Origin of the sequence: Pseudomonas sp. R1-43-08 (assembly GCF_003852255.1) — a bacterium.
Taxonomy (GTDB): domain Bacteria; phylum Pseudomonadota; class Gammaproteobacteria; order Pseudomonadales; family Pseudomonadaceae; genus Aquipseudomonas.
In genome coordinates this window covers 1,809,124-1,822,878 of record NZ_CP027734.1, presented here as the reverse complement: position 1 = coordinate 1,822,878, position 13,755 = coordinate 1,809,124, and the positions used below count along the sequence as shown (strand labels likewise).

At 59.6% G+C, this 13,755-nt stretch carries 17 protein-coding genes and 2 pseudogenes; 11 read left to right on the top strand and 8 right to left on the bottom strand.

Features of this window, described 5'->3' with window-relative positions; genetic code table 11:
• Positions 1 to 184: 184 nt before the first annotated feature.
• The gene (locus C4J87_RS08350; RefSeq protein WP_124366407.1) at positions 185 to 1,762 is read left to right on the top strand and encodes a flagellar hook-length control protein FliK; all 1,578 of its coding nucleotides are present in this window, start codon (positions 185 to 187) and stop codon (positions 1,760 to 1,762) included.
• Positions 1,759 to 2,088, top strand: coding sequence for an EscU/YscU/HrcU family type III secretion system export apparatus switch protein (locus tag C4J87_RS08345; RefSeq protein WP_124366406.1), 330 nt, complete (start codon positions 1,759 to 1,761; stop codon positions 2,086 to 2,088). The genes C4J87_RS08350 and C4J87_RS08345 overlap by 4 nt, the downstream gene beginning before the upstream one ends.
• 241 nt (positions 2,089 to 2,329) lie before the next feature.
• On the opposite strand, the gene C4J87_RS08340 is transcribed toward C4J87_RS08345, so the two are convergent.
• On the bottom strand, positions 2,330 to 2,578 hold the full coding sequence (locus C4J87_RS08340; protein WP_124366405.1) for a CsbD family protein: 249 nt from the start codon (positions 2,576 to 2,578) through the stop codon (positions 2,330 to 2,332).
• Positions 2,579 to 2,746: 168 nt separating this feature from the next.
• Positions 2,747 to 3,016: a hypothetical protein gene (locus C4J87_RS08335; protein ID WP_164487649.1), complete on the bottom strand. Its 270-nt coding sequence runs from the start codon at positions 3,014 to 3,016 to the stop codon at positions 2,747 to 2,749.
• A gap of 201 nt (positions 3,017 to 3,217) precedes the next feature.
• Between C4J87_RS08335 and C4J87_RS26525 the strand changes: the two are divergent.
• Positions 3,218 to 3,517: pseudogene (locus C4J87_RS26525) on the top strand (short-chain dehydrogenase); the annotation flags it as partial.
• Positions 3,518 to 3,749: 232 nt separating this feature from the next.
• On the opposite strand, the gene glp reads toward C4J87_RS26525, so the two are convergent.
• Entirely contained in the window at positions 3,750 to 4,976 is a 1,227-nt protein-coding gene (gene glp, locus C4J87_RS08325; protein WP_124366402.1) for a gephyrin-like molybdotransferase Glp, read from the bottom strand.
• On the bottom strand, positions 4,960 to 5,499 hold the full coding sequence (gene moaB / locus C4J87_RS08320; protein WP_048729884.1) for a molybdenum cofactor biosynthesis protein B: 540 nt from the start codon (positions 5,497 to 5,499) through the stop codon (positions 4,960 to 4,962). The genes glp and moaB overlap by 17 nt, the downstream gene beginning before the upstream one ends.
• Before the next feature lie 76 nt (positions 5,500 to 5,575).
• Between moaB and mobA the strand changes: the two genes are divergently transcribed.
• A complete protein-coding gene (gene mobA, locus C4J87_RS08315) occupies positions 5,576 to 6,178 on the top strand; it encodes a molybdenum cofactor guanylyltransferase MobA (protein ID WP_124366401.1) in 603 nt (200 codons plus the stop codon).
• A gap of 79 nt (positions 6,179 to 6,257) precedes the next feature.
• Positions 6,258 to 6,479, top strand: a complete 222-nt coding sequence (locus C4J87_RS08310; RefSeq protein ID WP_003189935.1) for a YgdI/YgdR family lipoprotein — start codon at positions 6,258 to 6,260, stop codon at positions 6,477 to 6,479.
• A 53-nt stretch (positions 6,480 to 6,532) separates the two neighbouring features.
• On the opposite strand, the gene C4J87_RS08305 is transcribed toward C4J87_RS08310, so the two are convergent.
• From C4J87_RS08305 to C4J87_RS08290, 4 genes and pseudogenes are all read right to left on the bottom strand, one after another.
• Complete coding sequence (locus C4J87_RS08305; protein ID WP_124366400.1) at positions 6,533 to 7,423, bottom strand: pseudouridine synthase; 891 nt, start codon at positions 7,421 to 7,423, stop codon at positions 6,533 to 6,535.
• 73 nt (positions 7,424 to 7,496) lie between these two features.
• Positions 7,497 to 7,832 carry a transcriptional regulator gene (locus C4J87_RS08300; RefSeq protein WP_124366399.1) on the bottom strand — a complete coding sequence of 112 codons (336 nt, stop codon included), beginning with the start codon at positions 7,830 to 7,832 and terminating at the stop codon, positions 7,497 to 7,499.
• Positions 7,833 to 7,907: 75 nt separating this feature from the next.
• On the bottom strand, positions 7,908 to 8,144 hold the full coding sequence (locus C4J87_RS08295) for a glutaredoxin family protein (RefSeq protein ID WP_124366398.1): 237 nt from the start codon (positions 8,142 to 8,144) through the stop codon (positions 7,908 to 7,910).
• 67 nt (positions 8,145 to 8,211) lie between these two features.
• Positions 8,212 to 9,419, bottom strand: a pseudogene (locus tag C4J87_RS08290) (ammonium transporter).
• A gap of 345 nt (positions 9,420 to 9,764) precedes the next feature.
• Here C4J87_RS08290 and C4J87_RS08285 point away from each other — a divergent pair.
• The 6 genes from C4J87_RS08285 to C4J87_RS08260 all read left to right on the top strand — a co-directional run bounded on the left by C4J87_RS08285 (position 9,765) and on the right by C4J87_RS08260 (position 13,749).
• The gene (locus C4J87_RS08285; protein WP_124361931.1) at positions 9,765 to 10,079 is read left to right on the top strand and encodes a YqjD family protein; all 315 of its coding nucleotides are present in this window, start codon (positions 9,765 to 9,767) and stop codon (positions 10,077 to 10,079) included.
• A 4-nt stretch (positions 10,080 to 10,083) separates the two neighbouring features.
• Positions 10,084 to 10,473: a phage holin family protein gene (locus tag C4J87_RS08280; RefSeq protein WP_124366397.1), complete on the top strand. Its 390-nt coding sequence runs from the start codon at positions 10,084 to 10,086 to the stop codon at positions 10,471 to 10,473.
• A complete protein-coding gene (locus C4J87_RS08275) occupies positions 10,470 to 10,811 on the top strand; it encodes a hypothetical protein (protein WP_124361929.1) in 342 nt (113 codons plus the stop codon). Before C4J87_RS08280 ends, C4J87_RS08275 begins: the two co-directional genes overlap by 4 nt.
• 161 nt (positions 10,812 to 10,972) lie before the next feature.
• Positions 10,973 to 12,304 (top strand): deoxyguanosinetriphosphate triphosphohydrolase, encoded by a 1,332-nt coding sequence (locus C4J87_RS08270; RefSeq protein ID WP_124361928.1) that lies wholly within the window; start codon positions 10,973 to 10,975, stop codon positions 12,302 to 12,304.
• Between the two features lie 167 nt (positions 12,305 to 12,471).
• A complete protein-coding gene (locus tag C4J87_RS08265; RefSeq protein ID WP_124366396.1) occupies positions 12,472 to 12,867 on the top strand; it encodes a response regulator in 396 nt (131 codons plus the stop codon).
• 255 nt (positions 12,868 to 13,122) lie between these two features.
• The gene (locus C4J87_RS08260; protein ID WP_124366395.1) at positions 13,123 to 13,749 is read left to right on the top strand and encodes a response regulator transcription factor; all 627 of its coding nucleotides are present in this window, start codon (positions 13,123 to 13,125) and stop codon (positions 13,747 to 13,749) included.
• The last annotated feature ends 6 nt before the right edge of the window (positions 13,750 to 13,755 follow it).

The window sequence follows — 13,755 nt, the reverse complement described above, 5'->3', positions numbered from 1 at the left end:
ACGGTTCAAGTCGGCGGTGCAGCGGCCGTTATAGAGAAATGCACAATAACGGCTTTGGCGACCGATTTTAGAGAGCTGGATCAAATAGTTGTGAGGTTTTTACCGCTCTCTTTGCAGACGGGCGGCATTATACATGCGATGCCCTACTCTAAAGAGGGCAATTTCCCCAGAGACGATGCGCACGATGACCGGTGAGATCAACCTTCCTACCCTGCCGCCAACCGCGACTTCAGGCCCTGCCCCGCTGCCTGCGGTCGGCGAACTGCTTAAGCTGCTGGAGCCGCAGACCGGCTTGATCGCGCCCGGAAAAACCGTCAACGCCGAGGTGATCGCGCTTAAACAAGGCGGCGAAGCTTTTCAGCTGCTGTTGAAGTTAACCCTCGATGGCGGTCGCCAGACCCTGGTGCAAGCCAGCAGCACCCAGCCGTTACCGTTGGGCAGTAACGTGGCCGTGGGCCAGACGCAAGCGGGCAACCTGACCCTCTCGCTGCAGCAGGCGTTGAGCGCCAATGTCGCCGCCCTCACCCGCATCGACACCGCCCAAATGCCGGTAGGCACGCTGCTGCAAGCCAAGGTGCTGACCACCCAGCTGCTGCCCCAAGGCAGCTCGCAGCCAGCGGTCTATCGCTCGCTGGTGAGCGTGCTCAATAGCGCCATGACCACTGCCACCCTCACCGTGGAAAGCCCGCAGCCGTTACGGGTTGGCAGCCTGCTCAGCGCGGTCGTGCAGGACGCGCAGACCCTGAGCTTCGTGCCCTTGAGCGGCATGAAGGACCAATTGGCTGTCGCGCAGCAACTCTCGACCCAGCAAAGCCGCCAAGGCTCGCTGGATGCGGTGTTTACCGCCCTGCAGAACCTGCCCCGTGGCGACAGCACCTCCGCCGACCTGCGTGGGGCGGCCGAGCGTTTACTGGCGGCATTGCCCGACCTGGCGCAAGTCAGTAACCCCAAGATATTGGCGCAACTGGTGCAGAACAGCGGAGCCTTTCTGGAGGCCAAGCTGCTTGCCGGGCAGAATCCACAAATACCACCGCTGGACATGAAGGGCGCGCTGCTGCGCCTGGTCGCGGATCTACTGCCTGCCCTGCCCGCCAGCACCAATCTGAATGCCATCCTCGCCGCCAATACGCTGGCCCAGGTATTGCCCAATTTTGTGCGCAGCCCGTTGGGCACCCTCGGTCAGGTCAGTGCGCGTCAGATGCCCGCGAGTTTCCCGCTGCCCGAGCGGCTGATGGCCAAACTGGAAGGCGAAGGCGACCTGGAAAACCTGCTGCGCCTGGCCGCCGGCGCGATCGCTCGCTTACAGAGCCACCAACTGTCGAGCCTGGAACAGACCGGCACCACCGCCGATGGCCGCCTGCAAACCACCTGGCAACTGGAAATCCCCATGCGCAACCTGCAGGATATCGTGCCGCTGCAGGTGAAATTCCAGCGCGAGGAGCCGCCCGCGGATAAAGAGCAGCCCGACCGCAAAGAGCGCAAAGACCCCAAGCAGATGCTCTGGCGCGTGGAACTGGCGTTCGATATGGAGCCATTGGGGCCGTTGCAGGTGCAGGCGCAACTGACTCAGGGCAAACTCTCCAGCCAGTTATGGGCGACACGGCCCTTTACCGCCAGCCTGATCGAAAACCACCTGGGCAGCCTGCGCGAGCGCCTGGTGGCATCCGGGCTTAACGTAGGCGATCTGGATTGCCACCTCGGCACCCCGCCGCGCGGCCCTAAAACCGGACTGGAACAACGCTGGGTGGATGAGACCGCATGAAGAACCCCTCACCTCCCCGCCAGGCGATCGCCCTCAAGTACGACGGCCAGCAAGCCCCCACCCTGACCGCCAAGGGCGATGAGGCCCTGGCTGAAGCGATCCTCAAGCTGGCGCGGGAAAATGAAGTGCCCATCTATGAAAACGCCGAATTGGTAAAACTGCTGGCGCGTATGGAACTGGGGGACAGTATTCCGGAAGAGTTGTACCGCACGATCGCCGAAATCATCGCGTTTGCCTGGACCTTGAAGGGCAAGTTCCCGGTGGGCTATGACCCCGACGCGGGGCCGGTGGAGCGGGATGTAACGGAACGTGGCGACGACTACTGAATAAAGCCAGGCCAACACCGATTCAAATGTGGGAGGGGGCTTGCTATGTAGGAGCGAGCTTGCTCGCGAAAGACTCAGAGCCCCCGCGTTTATCCAGAATGAACACGTTGCCTGGACGTTTTTCGCGAGCAAGCTCGCTCCTACAATGAGCCCCTTTCGCTTAACTGATCGGCGTTGAGGCTTGCCCCGATAGCGGTGTATCAGTCACCTGAACCTGCGCTATCGACCAAGCCGATAAACCTCAGCGGCGCAGGAGACGGTCCAGCACCAGCAGGGCTACCGCACCAATCGCGAGTGCGGCGACTGGTTTTTCTTTAACGAACGTAGATACGCTGTCCAGCGCGTCGCCATAGGTCTGGGTCAGCTGACCGGCAGCTTGTCGTCCAACACCTTCTGCTTCGATCTTCGAATCACCCAACAACTTCCCGACCGCACTTTGTGCCTTGCCGGCGAGTTTTTGTGCAACACCTTCTGCTTGTTCACTCTTCATGATTCACCACACCTTTGCGTGTCATTGATCAGCTCAGGGTCGACCCAAGCCAGGGGTTATCTGCACAGCGTTAGGGGCATGGGCGTCATCATTAGTTCAAAGTTGATGAACCTCCGGAATCGAAGGCCCCGAGCGTGGAGAAGCTAGGGCGCGAGGCCCTAGCAGGTATCATTTTTTCTTTTTCGTCGGCTTTTCTGCTTTCTCTGACTTCTTCTCTGCCTTCTCCGGCTTCTTCGCCTTTTCTGGCTTGCTGTCAGCTTTTTTCACGGACTTCTTGGGTTCAGCATCTTTTTTCTTGTCTTTCTTTTCCGAAGATTTTGAAAGAGCCGATGCCGCTGCGGATTTTTTTGCGGGTGAAGACTTTTTGTCTTTCAATTCCTTGCTGGCTTTCGAACCTTCACCTTTGCTTTTCTTCTCGTCTTTAGCCACGTTGCCCACCTCTCGGAATATGCCGATATTGGCAAATTGCCTGTGCGATTCGTCACAAGCTATTCGTTAGGTAAGCGCGTTCACGGGCGGTTCAAATTTTTGCTGCGTCGACAGGCTGACCAATTGGGTTGTCGGGCGCCCGGTCACTTCGATTGAACGATCAATTGGACGCTCCCTCTATCGCATAACCAGTGAATGGAGGATGTGACCATGATCGACTCAGCAACCGGCATGAAGCCAGGGGAACGTTATTCAATCGAGAGCCAGGAGCGCACTCATCATTTCCCGGGTTTTTTTCTCGATGGAAAATACTACTTGGGCCCCGAGCTTATGACTGCCGTGGGATGGCTTGAAGGTCAGAAATTCCTGTACGACGAACTCGACGCGCTGGGAGACCCGGTGTTCCCTGAGCGGGTCGCTGGCGTTATCGAAGACCTGACGTTGACGCTCAATGACGGCGCCCGCCTCAAGTTGAAGGAAGTTCGCTTTCACGCACCGCTGGAACAGCCCGACCCGAAATCGACGAGGAAGATCGAAGGCGGCTGGAGAGACGCCAAGAAAAATCGTCCGCTGCTTATCGCATGTGTCACCGCTTTGGCATTCGGCGGTATTGCGTTTGCACTCGCTCGACAGAAACGCGAAAAACGTGGCCTGCGCAGATAATTTTGGGTGGTTGCCTGGGTTCCATCTGCAAGTAGATGGAACCCAGGCTTTCACGATGGCCCACAATGAGTAGGCGAAATTAATCCAGGACTTCACTGAGTGGAATGAAATTGACCTGATCCCCAAGCGCCAAGGTCGTCCCTTCCAGCACTTCCACCAACCCTTGCGCCCACGCTGCACTGCGTAACACGCCGGAGCTCTGGTTGCCGTAGATGACCGCTTGGCCCTGCTCGATACGCCCGCGCAGATACTCACGGCGGTTGCCTGGCTTGGGCCACACGAACCCCACCGGCACATTGAAACGTAGCGGCGCAACGTCTCGCACACCTTGGCGGCGCAGCAGGTAAGGCCGCGCCAACAGGGCAAACGTCACCAGGGTCGACGCGGGATTACCCGGCAGGCCGATCACCGGCACGCCACGAAAGTGGCCGAAGGTCAGCGGCTTGCCCGGTTTGATCGCCAATTTCCATAGCGCCAGCTCGCCCTCTTCACGCAGGGCAATGCCGAGGAAATCCGCCTCGCCCACCGACACACCGCCAGTGGACAGGATCAAGTCGACGCTGCCCACGCCAGCCAATCGCGTGCGCGTCTGTTCCAGGTTGTCCGGCAGGATGCCGGCATCGATCACTTCACAGCCCATTCGCGTCAGCCAACTGCACAGCACGCGGCGGTTGCTGTTATAGATCTGGCCTGGCCCCAGCGGCAAACCGGGCTCGATCAGCTCATCGCCGGTCGACAGCACGGCCACCCGCACCCGGCGCACCACGTTCAGGTGATCGCGCCCAAGCGAAGCGGCCAGGCCCAACTCGATCGGGCCCAGGCGCGTGCCCGCGGGCAACACCAACTCGCCGACCGTGGTTTCCTGGCCTTGTGGGCGGATGTTCTGGCCAGCGTGCAGCGGCTCGCTGAAACTCACGCGCTCATCGCCGTGAAGGGTCGCGTTTTCCTGCATTTCCACGCAGTCCGCACCCTGGGGCACCGGCGCGCCGGTAAAGATGCGCGCGCAGGTGCCGGCCGCCAGAGGCTCTGGCGCGACGCCGGCGAAAATGCGTTGGCTGATCGGCAAGGGTTCGCCGGTCCAGTCCGCCACGCGCAGCGCGTAGCCGTCCATGGCGCTGTTGGGCCAGGGCGGCAGGTCGAGGGTGGAGACCAGATCTTGCGCTAATACGCGGCCATCGCACTCGGCCAGGCGCATGCTTTCGTGCTCGCGGATCGGCGACGCGTCGGCCATGTCCAACAAACGCTGCAAGGCCACTTCCACCGGCATCAAGGCGCCGGACTTGCCGGGCTTATCCACGCGATTCACAAGGCTCGGCCTGTTTCAGATGCGGGACGAAGTTGCACGGCCGATGACGGTTATCCAGCTGTTCCGCCAGGATGCCGTCCCAACCGGTGCGCACCGCATTGGTGGAGCCTGGCAGGCAGCACACCAGGGTGCCATTGGCCAGGCCGGCCAGGGCGCGGGACTGCACCGTGGACGTGCCGATGTCGGCTACGGATATCTGGCGAAACAGCTCGCCGAAACCATCGACCTGCTTGTCCAACAGGCAGCTCACCGCTTCGGGCGTGCTGTCGCGGCCCGTGAAGCCGGTGCCGCCGGTGATCAGCACGACCTGCACCACGTCCTCGGCGATCCAATGGGCAACCTGGGCGCGGATTTTGTAGAGGTCGTCCTTGAGCAGCACCCGTTCGGCCAGGGTGTGGCCGGCGGCGGTCAGGCGGTCGACGAAGACCTGGCCCGACGTGTCGGTGTCCAGGGTACGGGTGTCGCTGACGGTCAATACAGCGATATTCAGGGGTACGAAGGGCGCATCGGCCTTGGCGTTCATGGCACGGTCCGGTTGTCGAAGGAACAGCCCGATGTTATATCACAGGCCCCTATTTCCATGCCGCAGCGGAACCGCCATGTCTGTTGAATCTTCACCCCTGCCTTGCTCGATTTTATTGTTGGCCGGTGGGCGTGGCCAACGCATGGGCGGCCAGGACAAGGGGCTGCTGGAATGGCGCGGCGAGCCCTTGATTGCGCACCTGCAACGCCTGGCGCGGCCGCTGACGGACGACCTGATCATCTCGTGCAATCGCAACCACGCGCGGTATGCGCCCTATGCCGACCAACTGGTGAGCGACGACAGCTCGGACTTTCCCGGGCCACTTGCCGGCATCCGCGCGGGATTGTTCGCCGCACGCCATGGGCATCTGCTGATCCTGCCCTGCGATGTGCCGCGCATCGATGCACGACTGCTGGCCGACTTGCGTGCCACAGCGCGCTGCAACCCGCAGGTTCCGGTGATGATTCGCCACGGCGAGTTCTGGGAACCCTTGCTCTGCATCCTCCCCACCGCCCTGAAAGAACAAGTGGAACGAGCCTGGCAAGCGGGCGAACGCAGCCCGCGGAAAATTTTCCTGCAACTGGGTGGCGTGGCGCTCGAATGCGCCACCGATGACCCGCGCCTGGCCAATCTTAATACCCCCGAGCTGTTGCACCCACAGGCTGGCGTGTCAGAATGAGCCTTGCATCAGGAACTTTGCCGGCGTTGCACACGTCACAAGGTCAGCATTTCAAAAGTATTCTCTCGGAGACACACTCATGACTCAACGGACCATCGCCGCTCTCATGCTTGCACTGGGCCTCGCCACCCTCGCCGGTTGCGCTTCGCCAACAGTGATCACCCTGAATGACGGTCGCGAAATCCAGGCCGTCGACACCCCGAAATACGATGAAGATTCGGGCTTCTACGAATTCGAACAGTTGGACGGCAAACACACCCGTATCAACAAAGATCAGGTTCGTACCGTTAAAGACCTGTAAGCCAGCGCTTGCACACAAGGCCCGCCTCGCGCGGGCCTTGTCGTTTCTGGCGTTTACCAGTCCAGGGTGATTTCGCTGCGAAAGGTGCGTTGCTGGCCGCTGACCGGGTCGATGAAACGTACGCCCTGGGCCAGCAACTTGAGCGGGTTGGCGTAGTCGTCCACCGCGTCCTTGATCACGTTGGGATAGAACGGGTCATTGCAGATGCTCGCCCCGAGCGCAGTCATGTGGACGCGCAACTGGTGCTTCTTGCCGGTGACCGGGAACAGGCCATAGCGCCATAAATCGCCGTGTTTCTCGCGCACTTCCAATGCCGTTTCGGTATTGCTGGCACCGGGGCCTTCCTGCATGCGGAAGAACGGTTCGCCGTCCACCAGCCGGCTCTTGTGCACCAGCGGGAAGGCCAGATCAGGTAAGGCCGGGGCAATGGCTTCGTAGAATTTATCGATGCGCCGCGTGGGAAACAGCTGCTGATAGGCCGCGCGGCTATCGGGATTGGCCGAGAACAGCACCAGCCCTGCGGTATGCCGGTCGATGCGGTGCAGGGGCACCAGGGCGGGATTGTCCAGACGCCGGATCAAACGGCGCAACAGGGTTTGTTCGACGTACTCGCCGGCGGGGGTCACCGGCAGAAAATGCGGTTTGTCGGCCACCACCAAGTGTTCATCGGCGTACAGGATGGTTTCCTGTACCGGGATTACTTTCTCGTTGGGCACTTCGCGAAAGTAATAAATGCACAGGCCTTCCTTGTACGCCAGGTCCAGGCGAATGGGGCGACCGTTGATATCCAGCACCCGGCCACGAGCAATGCGGTCCAGCCAGTGTTCACGGGCGATTGCCGGGAAATGATCGCACAGGCAATCGAGCACCGTCGCCCACGGGCCAGGCGGCAGGTATAAGGTGCTGGCTTGGTGCTGTGACGGGGAAAAACCGGAAGTGGACATGCAGATGCTCAAAGCCTGGAATAAACAGGCGGGCATTATCCCGCATGGCGCGGGATTGAGCCTAGGAGAGATCTCAGGCCTTGACCAATTGCGCGCGCAAAACCTTCGAAGCGCTCGCCGCGTCGGTAAACTCCTTGAGCCAGCGCAGCACGTCTACGGCCTCCCAACGGCCCGGATCGTACAGGGCGTAGAGCAAGCCCTGGTAACCCACCACATCCAACTGCTTGTGATAACCGGCACGCTGGAACAGCGCCTCGATTTCCGCAAAGCAGGTATTGAAATGCACTTTGTTGAAGGGCGTCTTGCCTTCCGTGACCAGGCCATCGAGGCGCAGCTCGCTCACCGCATCGCGCACGACGTCGGCGGACATGCGATTGACGCTGCTTTTCAGTTGTTCGACATTCACCACGGGCGTTCCCTCTATTCAATCGCTGTACAAACATACAGTAACGTAATATTAGGAAACCCGCCATGGTCTAAAACGTCAGCGCAGGAAAGCAACCACTTGGTCAGTGTCGAACGGCCAATCCAGTTCAGCCCCGGTGTCCACCCGTCTAAGCACCGGAATCCGCAGGCCGTAGACCTCGGTCAAGTCGTCGGGATGAGTGATATCCACCAGCTCCACAAGCAACCCGTGTTCGACGAGCGGCATGATTTCGGCTTCGGCAATTTCACACAGATGGCAACCCAGGGTGCCGAACAGCTGGCATTCAGGAAGCATGGCAAATCAACTCGAATGGAAAACACGCCACCATTCTAAACCCAACATTGGGCAACCGGCGCGCCGATCAATCCTGGCTGACAGCGCCGATCTTGTGGATCGACAAGTCCGCCCCGTAATACTCCTCTTCCTGGCTCAGGCGCAGCCCGCACACGCGCTTGATCACACCGTACACCAGCAGGCCGCCGCCCAGCGCCACGGCGACGCCGAGGACGGTGCCGATCAACTGACTGACCAGGCTCACACCGCCCAGCCCACCCAGCGCCGTCTGCCCGAAGATGCCGCAGGCAATGCCGCCCCATACCCCACACAGGCCATGCAGTGGCCATACGCCCAGCACGTCATCGATTTTCCAACGGTCCTGGGCCGCCATGAAGCACCAGACGAACAAGCCCCCGCGACCACACCGGTGACCAACGCGCCCACCGGATGCATCAGGTCGGAACCGGCACAGATCGCCACCAACCCGGCCAGCGGGCCGTTGTGCAGAAAGCCGGGGTCATTGCGGCCGATCACCAGCGCGGCGACGGTGCCGCCGACCATTGCCATCAACGAGTTGACCGCCACCAGGCCGCTGACGCCATTGAGGGTTTGCGCGCTCATCACGTTAAAACCGAACCAGCCCACGATCAGGATCCACGAGCCCAGCGCCAGGAACGGAATGCTCGAAGGAGCAAACGCCACCAGGCGCCCGTCGCGGTAACGTCCGTTGCGCGGGCCGAGCAACAGCACCGCTGCCAACGCCAGCCAGCCGCCCATGGCATGGACCACCACGGACCCGGCGAAGTCATGGAAGCTGGCGCCAAAGGTCGCGAGCAGCCAGGCTTGCAGGCCGAAGTTGCCGTTCCACGCCATGCCTTCGAAGAACGGGTAGATGAACGCCACGATCAATGCCGTCGCGCACAACTGCGGCGCGAACTTCGCGCGCTCGGCAATCCCCCCGGAAATGATCGCCGGGATCGCGGCGGCAAAGGTCAGCAGGAAGAAAAACTTCACCAGGCCGTAGCCATGATCCGCGCTGATCACCGCCGCCGGCTGCATGAAGCTGACCCCATAGGAGATCCAATAGCCTATAAAGAAATAAGCCAGGGTGGAGATCGCGAAGTCGCTGAGGATTTTCGACAACGCGTTGACCTGATTCTTCTGGCGCACCGTACCGACTTCCAGAAAGGCGAAACCGGCGTGCATGGCCAGGACCATGACCGCGCCGATCAGGATGAACAGGGTATTGGAGCTGTGGACAAGGGTGTCCACCGCACTTTGCAGATTTTCCATGGAGGTTGGCAGGCCTGCGGTAAGGCAAACAGCACCAAAGCGGTTCAAGCCGGGGTTGCTCGCACCAAATTGGCACCAAAGCCGCCGTCCTTCTTCAGAGGACGTGAACTGCTTTAGCGCAGCGATCAACACAACCGGCGCTCCCCGACGGGGTATTTGCGCGAGTTTCAGTTAATTAGGGTAAGGTTTTTCAAGGTTTTCACCTCGACCGCCCGGATTCAGCGCAGGCCCCAGGGCATGCGCACCAAGGCAAAGCAAAAGCTGTACCACACAATCGCAGTGAACCTTCGGCGAACCCGGCGACTCGAAACCACACGTACAGAACAGCCACACACGGAGATAACCATGGCCGGCAAAACAGCAAAGACTGCTCAAGAAATATTGATGGCGGATTTCCAGACCCTGGTCAGCGATACCGAAAGGTTGCTGGACGACACTGCCATCCTGGCCGGTGATCAGGCCGATGAGCTGCGCACCAAGATTCACGAAAGCCTGCTCAAGGCCCGCGAAACCCTGCAATTGACCGAAGACTCCCTGCGCGAGCGTGGGCAGGCGGCCATTACCGCAACCGAAGATTACGTGCAGGCCAACCCATGGCAGTCTGTCGGCATTGCGGCGGGCGTGGGCTTTTTGATCGGTCTGTTGGCTACCAGGCGTTAATATCATGGCTATCGACGAATCCAGCTCGTCTAAGGGCGCAGGTACCACCTCCCGCCGCCTGGGCGCTGCCGTGCTCGGCTTACTGCACAGCCATGTCGAACTGTTTGGCATCGAGTTACAGGAACAGAAGGCACGCACGGTCAGCCTGCTGCTGTTTGCCGGCTTGGCGTTAGTGTTTGCGCTGCTGTTATTGGTGGGCCTATCGACGTTGGTGATGATCCTGGTATGGGACACCGGCTACCGCCTGACCGGGATCATCTGTCTGTGCGTGTTTTACAGCCTGGCCGCAGCATTCTGCGGGGTACGCTTGAAAGCGGCCGTGTTCGATGAGTCCACGCCCTTCCACGCCACCCTCGAAGAATTGGCCAATGACCGGGAGCGCCTGTTGCCATGAGCCTGCCTGAAATCCCGCAAAACTCGTCCCGTCGGGAGATGCGCAAGGCGTTGATCCGCCTGCGCATGGAAATGCACCGTCAGGAAATCCGTCACGAGTCCCAGCAACTGATGGCGCCGCTGCACAAAGTGCGCGACCTGCGTCACAACTGGCAAGACAGCCTGGGCATCAAGCACGCGCCGCTGTGGGGCGTGGCGGCGGTGACATTGATGGGGTTCTTCACCGGCAAGGGCGCCAAGGGCGGCAGCATCAGCAGCGTGACGCGCCTGGTACGGCTGGGGGCCGGGTTGATCCCGCTGATCAAACTGGCCATGCAAGGCGCATCGCGCAGAAAATAAGCCCCGCTCGCTGACTCCACGCTACAACTGACCGCCTGGCAACTGCGCCACGGCGGTCAGTGCCTGTTGTCTGCCGCTGTCCACCTGAAGATTTCCGCTTGCCCCGCCCGCGTGGAAACGGGAAGCTGCAGGTGTCATTCACCGTACGGAGAGTACCTGCCTTGGATTGGCCTACCCTGCTGACCCGCGAACGTCTTGGCAAGCCCCTGCACAGCCCCGAAGAACTAGGCCGCAGCCCTTTTCACAAAGACCATGACCGCATTATTTTTTCCGGCGCTTTCCGTCGCCTGGGCCGCAAGACCCAAGTGCATCCGGTTTCGAGCAACGACCATATCCACACGCGCCTGACTCACTCGCTGGAAGTCAGCTGTGTGGGCCGCTCCCTTGGCATGCGCGTCGGTGAAACGTTGCGCGGCGCCCTGCCCGACTGGTGCGATCCCAGCGATTTGGGCATGGTGGTGCAATCGGCCTGCCTGGCCCATGACATCGGTAATCCACCCTTCGGTCACTCCGGCGAAGACGCCATTCGCCACTGGTTCCAGCAGGCCGCCGGGCGCGGCTGGCTGGATGACATGAGCAACGCCGAGCGCAATGACTTCCTCAACTTTGAAGGCAACGCCCAGGGTTTCCGCGTATTGACCCAGCTTGAATATCATCAATTCGACGGCGGCACGCGGCTGACCTATGCCACCTTGGGCACTTACCTCAAGTACCCCTGGACTGCCCGCCACGCGGACTCGCTGGGCTACAAGAAACACAAGTTCGGCTGCTACCAGAGCGAGTTGCCGATTCTGGAACAGATCGCCCATAAACTCGGCCTGCCTCAACTGGAGGAGCAACGCTGGGCCCGCCACCCCTTGGTGTACTTGATGGAGGCCGCCGACGACATCTGCTATGCGCTGATTGACCTGGAAGATGGCCTGGAGATGGACTTGCTGGAGTACGCCGAAGTCGAGTCACTGCTGCTCGACCTGGTGGGTGATGACCTGCCGCAGACGTATCGGCAATTGGGCCCGCAGGATTCCCGTCGGCGCAAGCTGGCGATCCTGCGCGGCAAGGCCATCGAGCACCTAACCAACGCAGCGGCGCGCGCATTCGTCGAACAACAGGACGCCCTGCTTGCCGGCACCCTGCCTGGCGACCTGGTTGAGCATATGCACGGTCCGGCGAAGCGTTGCGTACTGGATGCCAAGGACATGGCGCGCAAGAAAATCTTCCAGGACAAACGCAAGACCCTGCATGAAATCGGCGCCTATACCACCCTGGAAATTCTGCTGAACGCTTTTTGCGGTGCGGCGTTGGAGCAACACGGCGGGCGTACGCCGTCGTTCAAGCACCGGCGCATTCTCGACTTGCTGGGCAACAGCGCGCCGGACCCTGCCTGGCCATTGCACGCCTCGTTCCTGCGCATGATCGACTTCATCGCCGGCATGACCGACAGCTATGCCACCGAGATGGCTCGAGAGATGACCGGGCGCTCCAGCCCTCAATAACGACTCGATCGACTCGCTCTGTTGCCTGAAACGAATCGCCCTACGATGGGAACAGAGCGGCCTGATCGAATTCGTACATATTCCCGAGGAATAATCACGCACGCCATCGCAGACAAGACGAGCAGTTCCTACGCTCCCATCGACGCTTGACTCACTGTGTACTCTCTATGCCCAACTATCCCCTTCGTATTCTTTTGGTGGAGGATCACCCTTTTCAACTCCTCGCCACCCAATGCTTGCTTAGAAGCTTCGGCTTCCACCAGCTCACCCCCGTCGAAAATGCCGAACAGGCCATACGCACCATGACCCAGTCTGAATTCCCCTTCGACTTGATGTTATGCGACCAATGCCTGCCCGACCTGCCCGGCCTTGAGTTGGTAGAAATCGCCAGCCGTGGTCAGTTTATTACCCGAGCGATTCTATTGAGCGGGCTACCAACGACGGAATTACTCAAACTGACCGCACAAGCTGCGCAGCGTAATCTGCCACTTCTGGGTTGTTTATCAAAACCGTTAAATAAAGATGAACTTGAGCGCTTAATGAGTTTAACTCAGCCATTATAAGTGTAGGATTTTATACCTTAGTAATTGCGAAAAACAACGAGAGAGCTGTCGCAAAATACCCGTGACCGTTAGCTACGCCAACCGCCCTGAAAACACACACACTTAGTGTCACAATTACCTAGCAACTCGTAGGCCTATGCCTTTCTTTGTGTAGGAAACTTCCTGTTTTGCGCTTGTCGCCCCCACGCTTCATGCTGCTGGCTCTTCTTCTGAGCTAATGTGAACGCTTTATTTGCACCTGCATGGAATGTGATTATGAACACCGTTTTTATTATCGACGACCACCCCGTTATACGGCTCGCCATCAGAATGTTACTGGAACATGAAGGTTACAAAGTCGTTGGAGAAACGGATAACGGGTGCGACGCCATACAAATGGTCCGCGAATGCCTGCCAGACTTGGTAATTCTGGACATCAGCATTCCGAAACTTGACGGCCTCGAAGTTCTCTGCCGCTTCAACGCCATGAACACTTCGATGAAAACCCTGGTACTTACTGCCCAATGCCCGACGCTGTTTGCCACGCGCTGCATGCGTTCGGGCGCGGACGGTTACGTCTGCAAGGAAGGCGACCTGAGTGAACTACTGAGTGCTATCCGCGCCGTACTATCCGGGTACAACTACTTCCCCAGCCAGGCATTGAATGCAAATGGAACGGAAGGCATGGACACGCAGGAGCTGGACTTGTTCAGGGCTGTTAACGACCGAGAACTCATGGTCTTGCAACTTTTCGCACAAGGCCGCACCAACAAAGAAATAGCCAAGGGCATGTTCCTGAGTAATAAAACCGTCAGCACGTATAAAAAGCGACTAATGCAAAAACTAAAAGCCCAGTCTTTAGTCGAGCTCATCGAGATGGCAAAACGAAACGCGCTAGTGTGAGAAAAC

Bases quoted from the DNA above. Each gene is read 5' to 3' on its own strand.
- C4J87_RS08340 (WP_124366405.1), bottom strand. From the start codon at position 2,578: ATGAAGAGTGAACAAGCAGAAGGTGTTGCACAAAAACTCGCCGGCAAG.
- C4J87_RS08285 (WP_124361931.1), top strand. From the start codon at position 9,765: ATGGCCGGCAAAACAGCAAAGACTGCTCAAGAAATATTGATGGCGGAT.
- mobA (WP_124366401.1), top strand. From the start codon at position 5,576: ATGTCTGTTGAATCTTCACCCCTGCCTTGCTCGATTTTATTGTTGGCC.
- C4J87_RS08275 (WP_124361929.1), top strand. From the start codon at position 10,470: ATGAGCCTGCCTGAAATCCCGCAAAACTCGTCCCGTCGGGAGATGCGC.
- C4J87_RS08265 (WP_124366396.1), top strand. From the start codon at position 12,472: ATGCCCAACTATCCCCTTCGTATTCTTTTGGTGGAGGATCACCCTTTT.
- C4J87_RS08280 (WP_124366397.1), top strand. From the start codon at position 10,084: ATGGCTATCGACGAATCCAGCTCGTCTAAGGGCGCAGGTACCACCTCC.
- C4J87_RS08295 (WP_124366398.1), bottom strand. From the start codon at position 8,144: ATGCTTCCTGAATGCCAGCTGTTCGGCACCCTGGGTTGCCATCTGTGT.
- C4J87_RS08305 (WP_124366400.1), bottom strand. From the start codon at position 7,423: ATGTCCACTTCCGGTTTTTCCCCGTCACAGCACCAAGCCAGCACCTTA.
- C4J87_RS08345 (WP_124366406.1), top strand. From the start codon at position 1,759: ATGAAGAACCCCTCACCTCCCCGCCAGGCGATCGCCCTCAAGTACGAC.
- C4J87_RS08310 (WP_003189935.1), top strand. From the start codon at position 6,258: ATGACTCAACGGACCATCGCCGCTCTCATGCTTGCACTGGGCCTCGCC.
- C4J87_RS08260 (WP_124366395.1), top strand. From the start codon at position 13,123: ATGAACACCGTTTTTATTATCGACGACCACCCCGTTATACGGCTCGCC.
- moaB (WP_048729884.1), bottom strand. From the start codon at position 5,499: ATGAACGCCAAGGCCGATGCGCCCTTCGTACCCCTGAATATCGCTGTA.
- C4J87_RS08350 (WP_124366407.1), top strand. From the start codon at position 185: ATGACCGGTGAGATCAACCTTCCTACCCTGCCGCCAACCGCGACTTCA.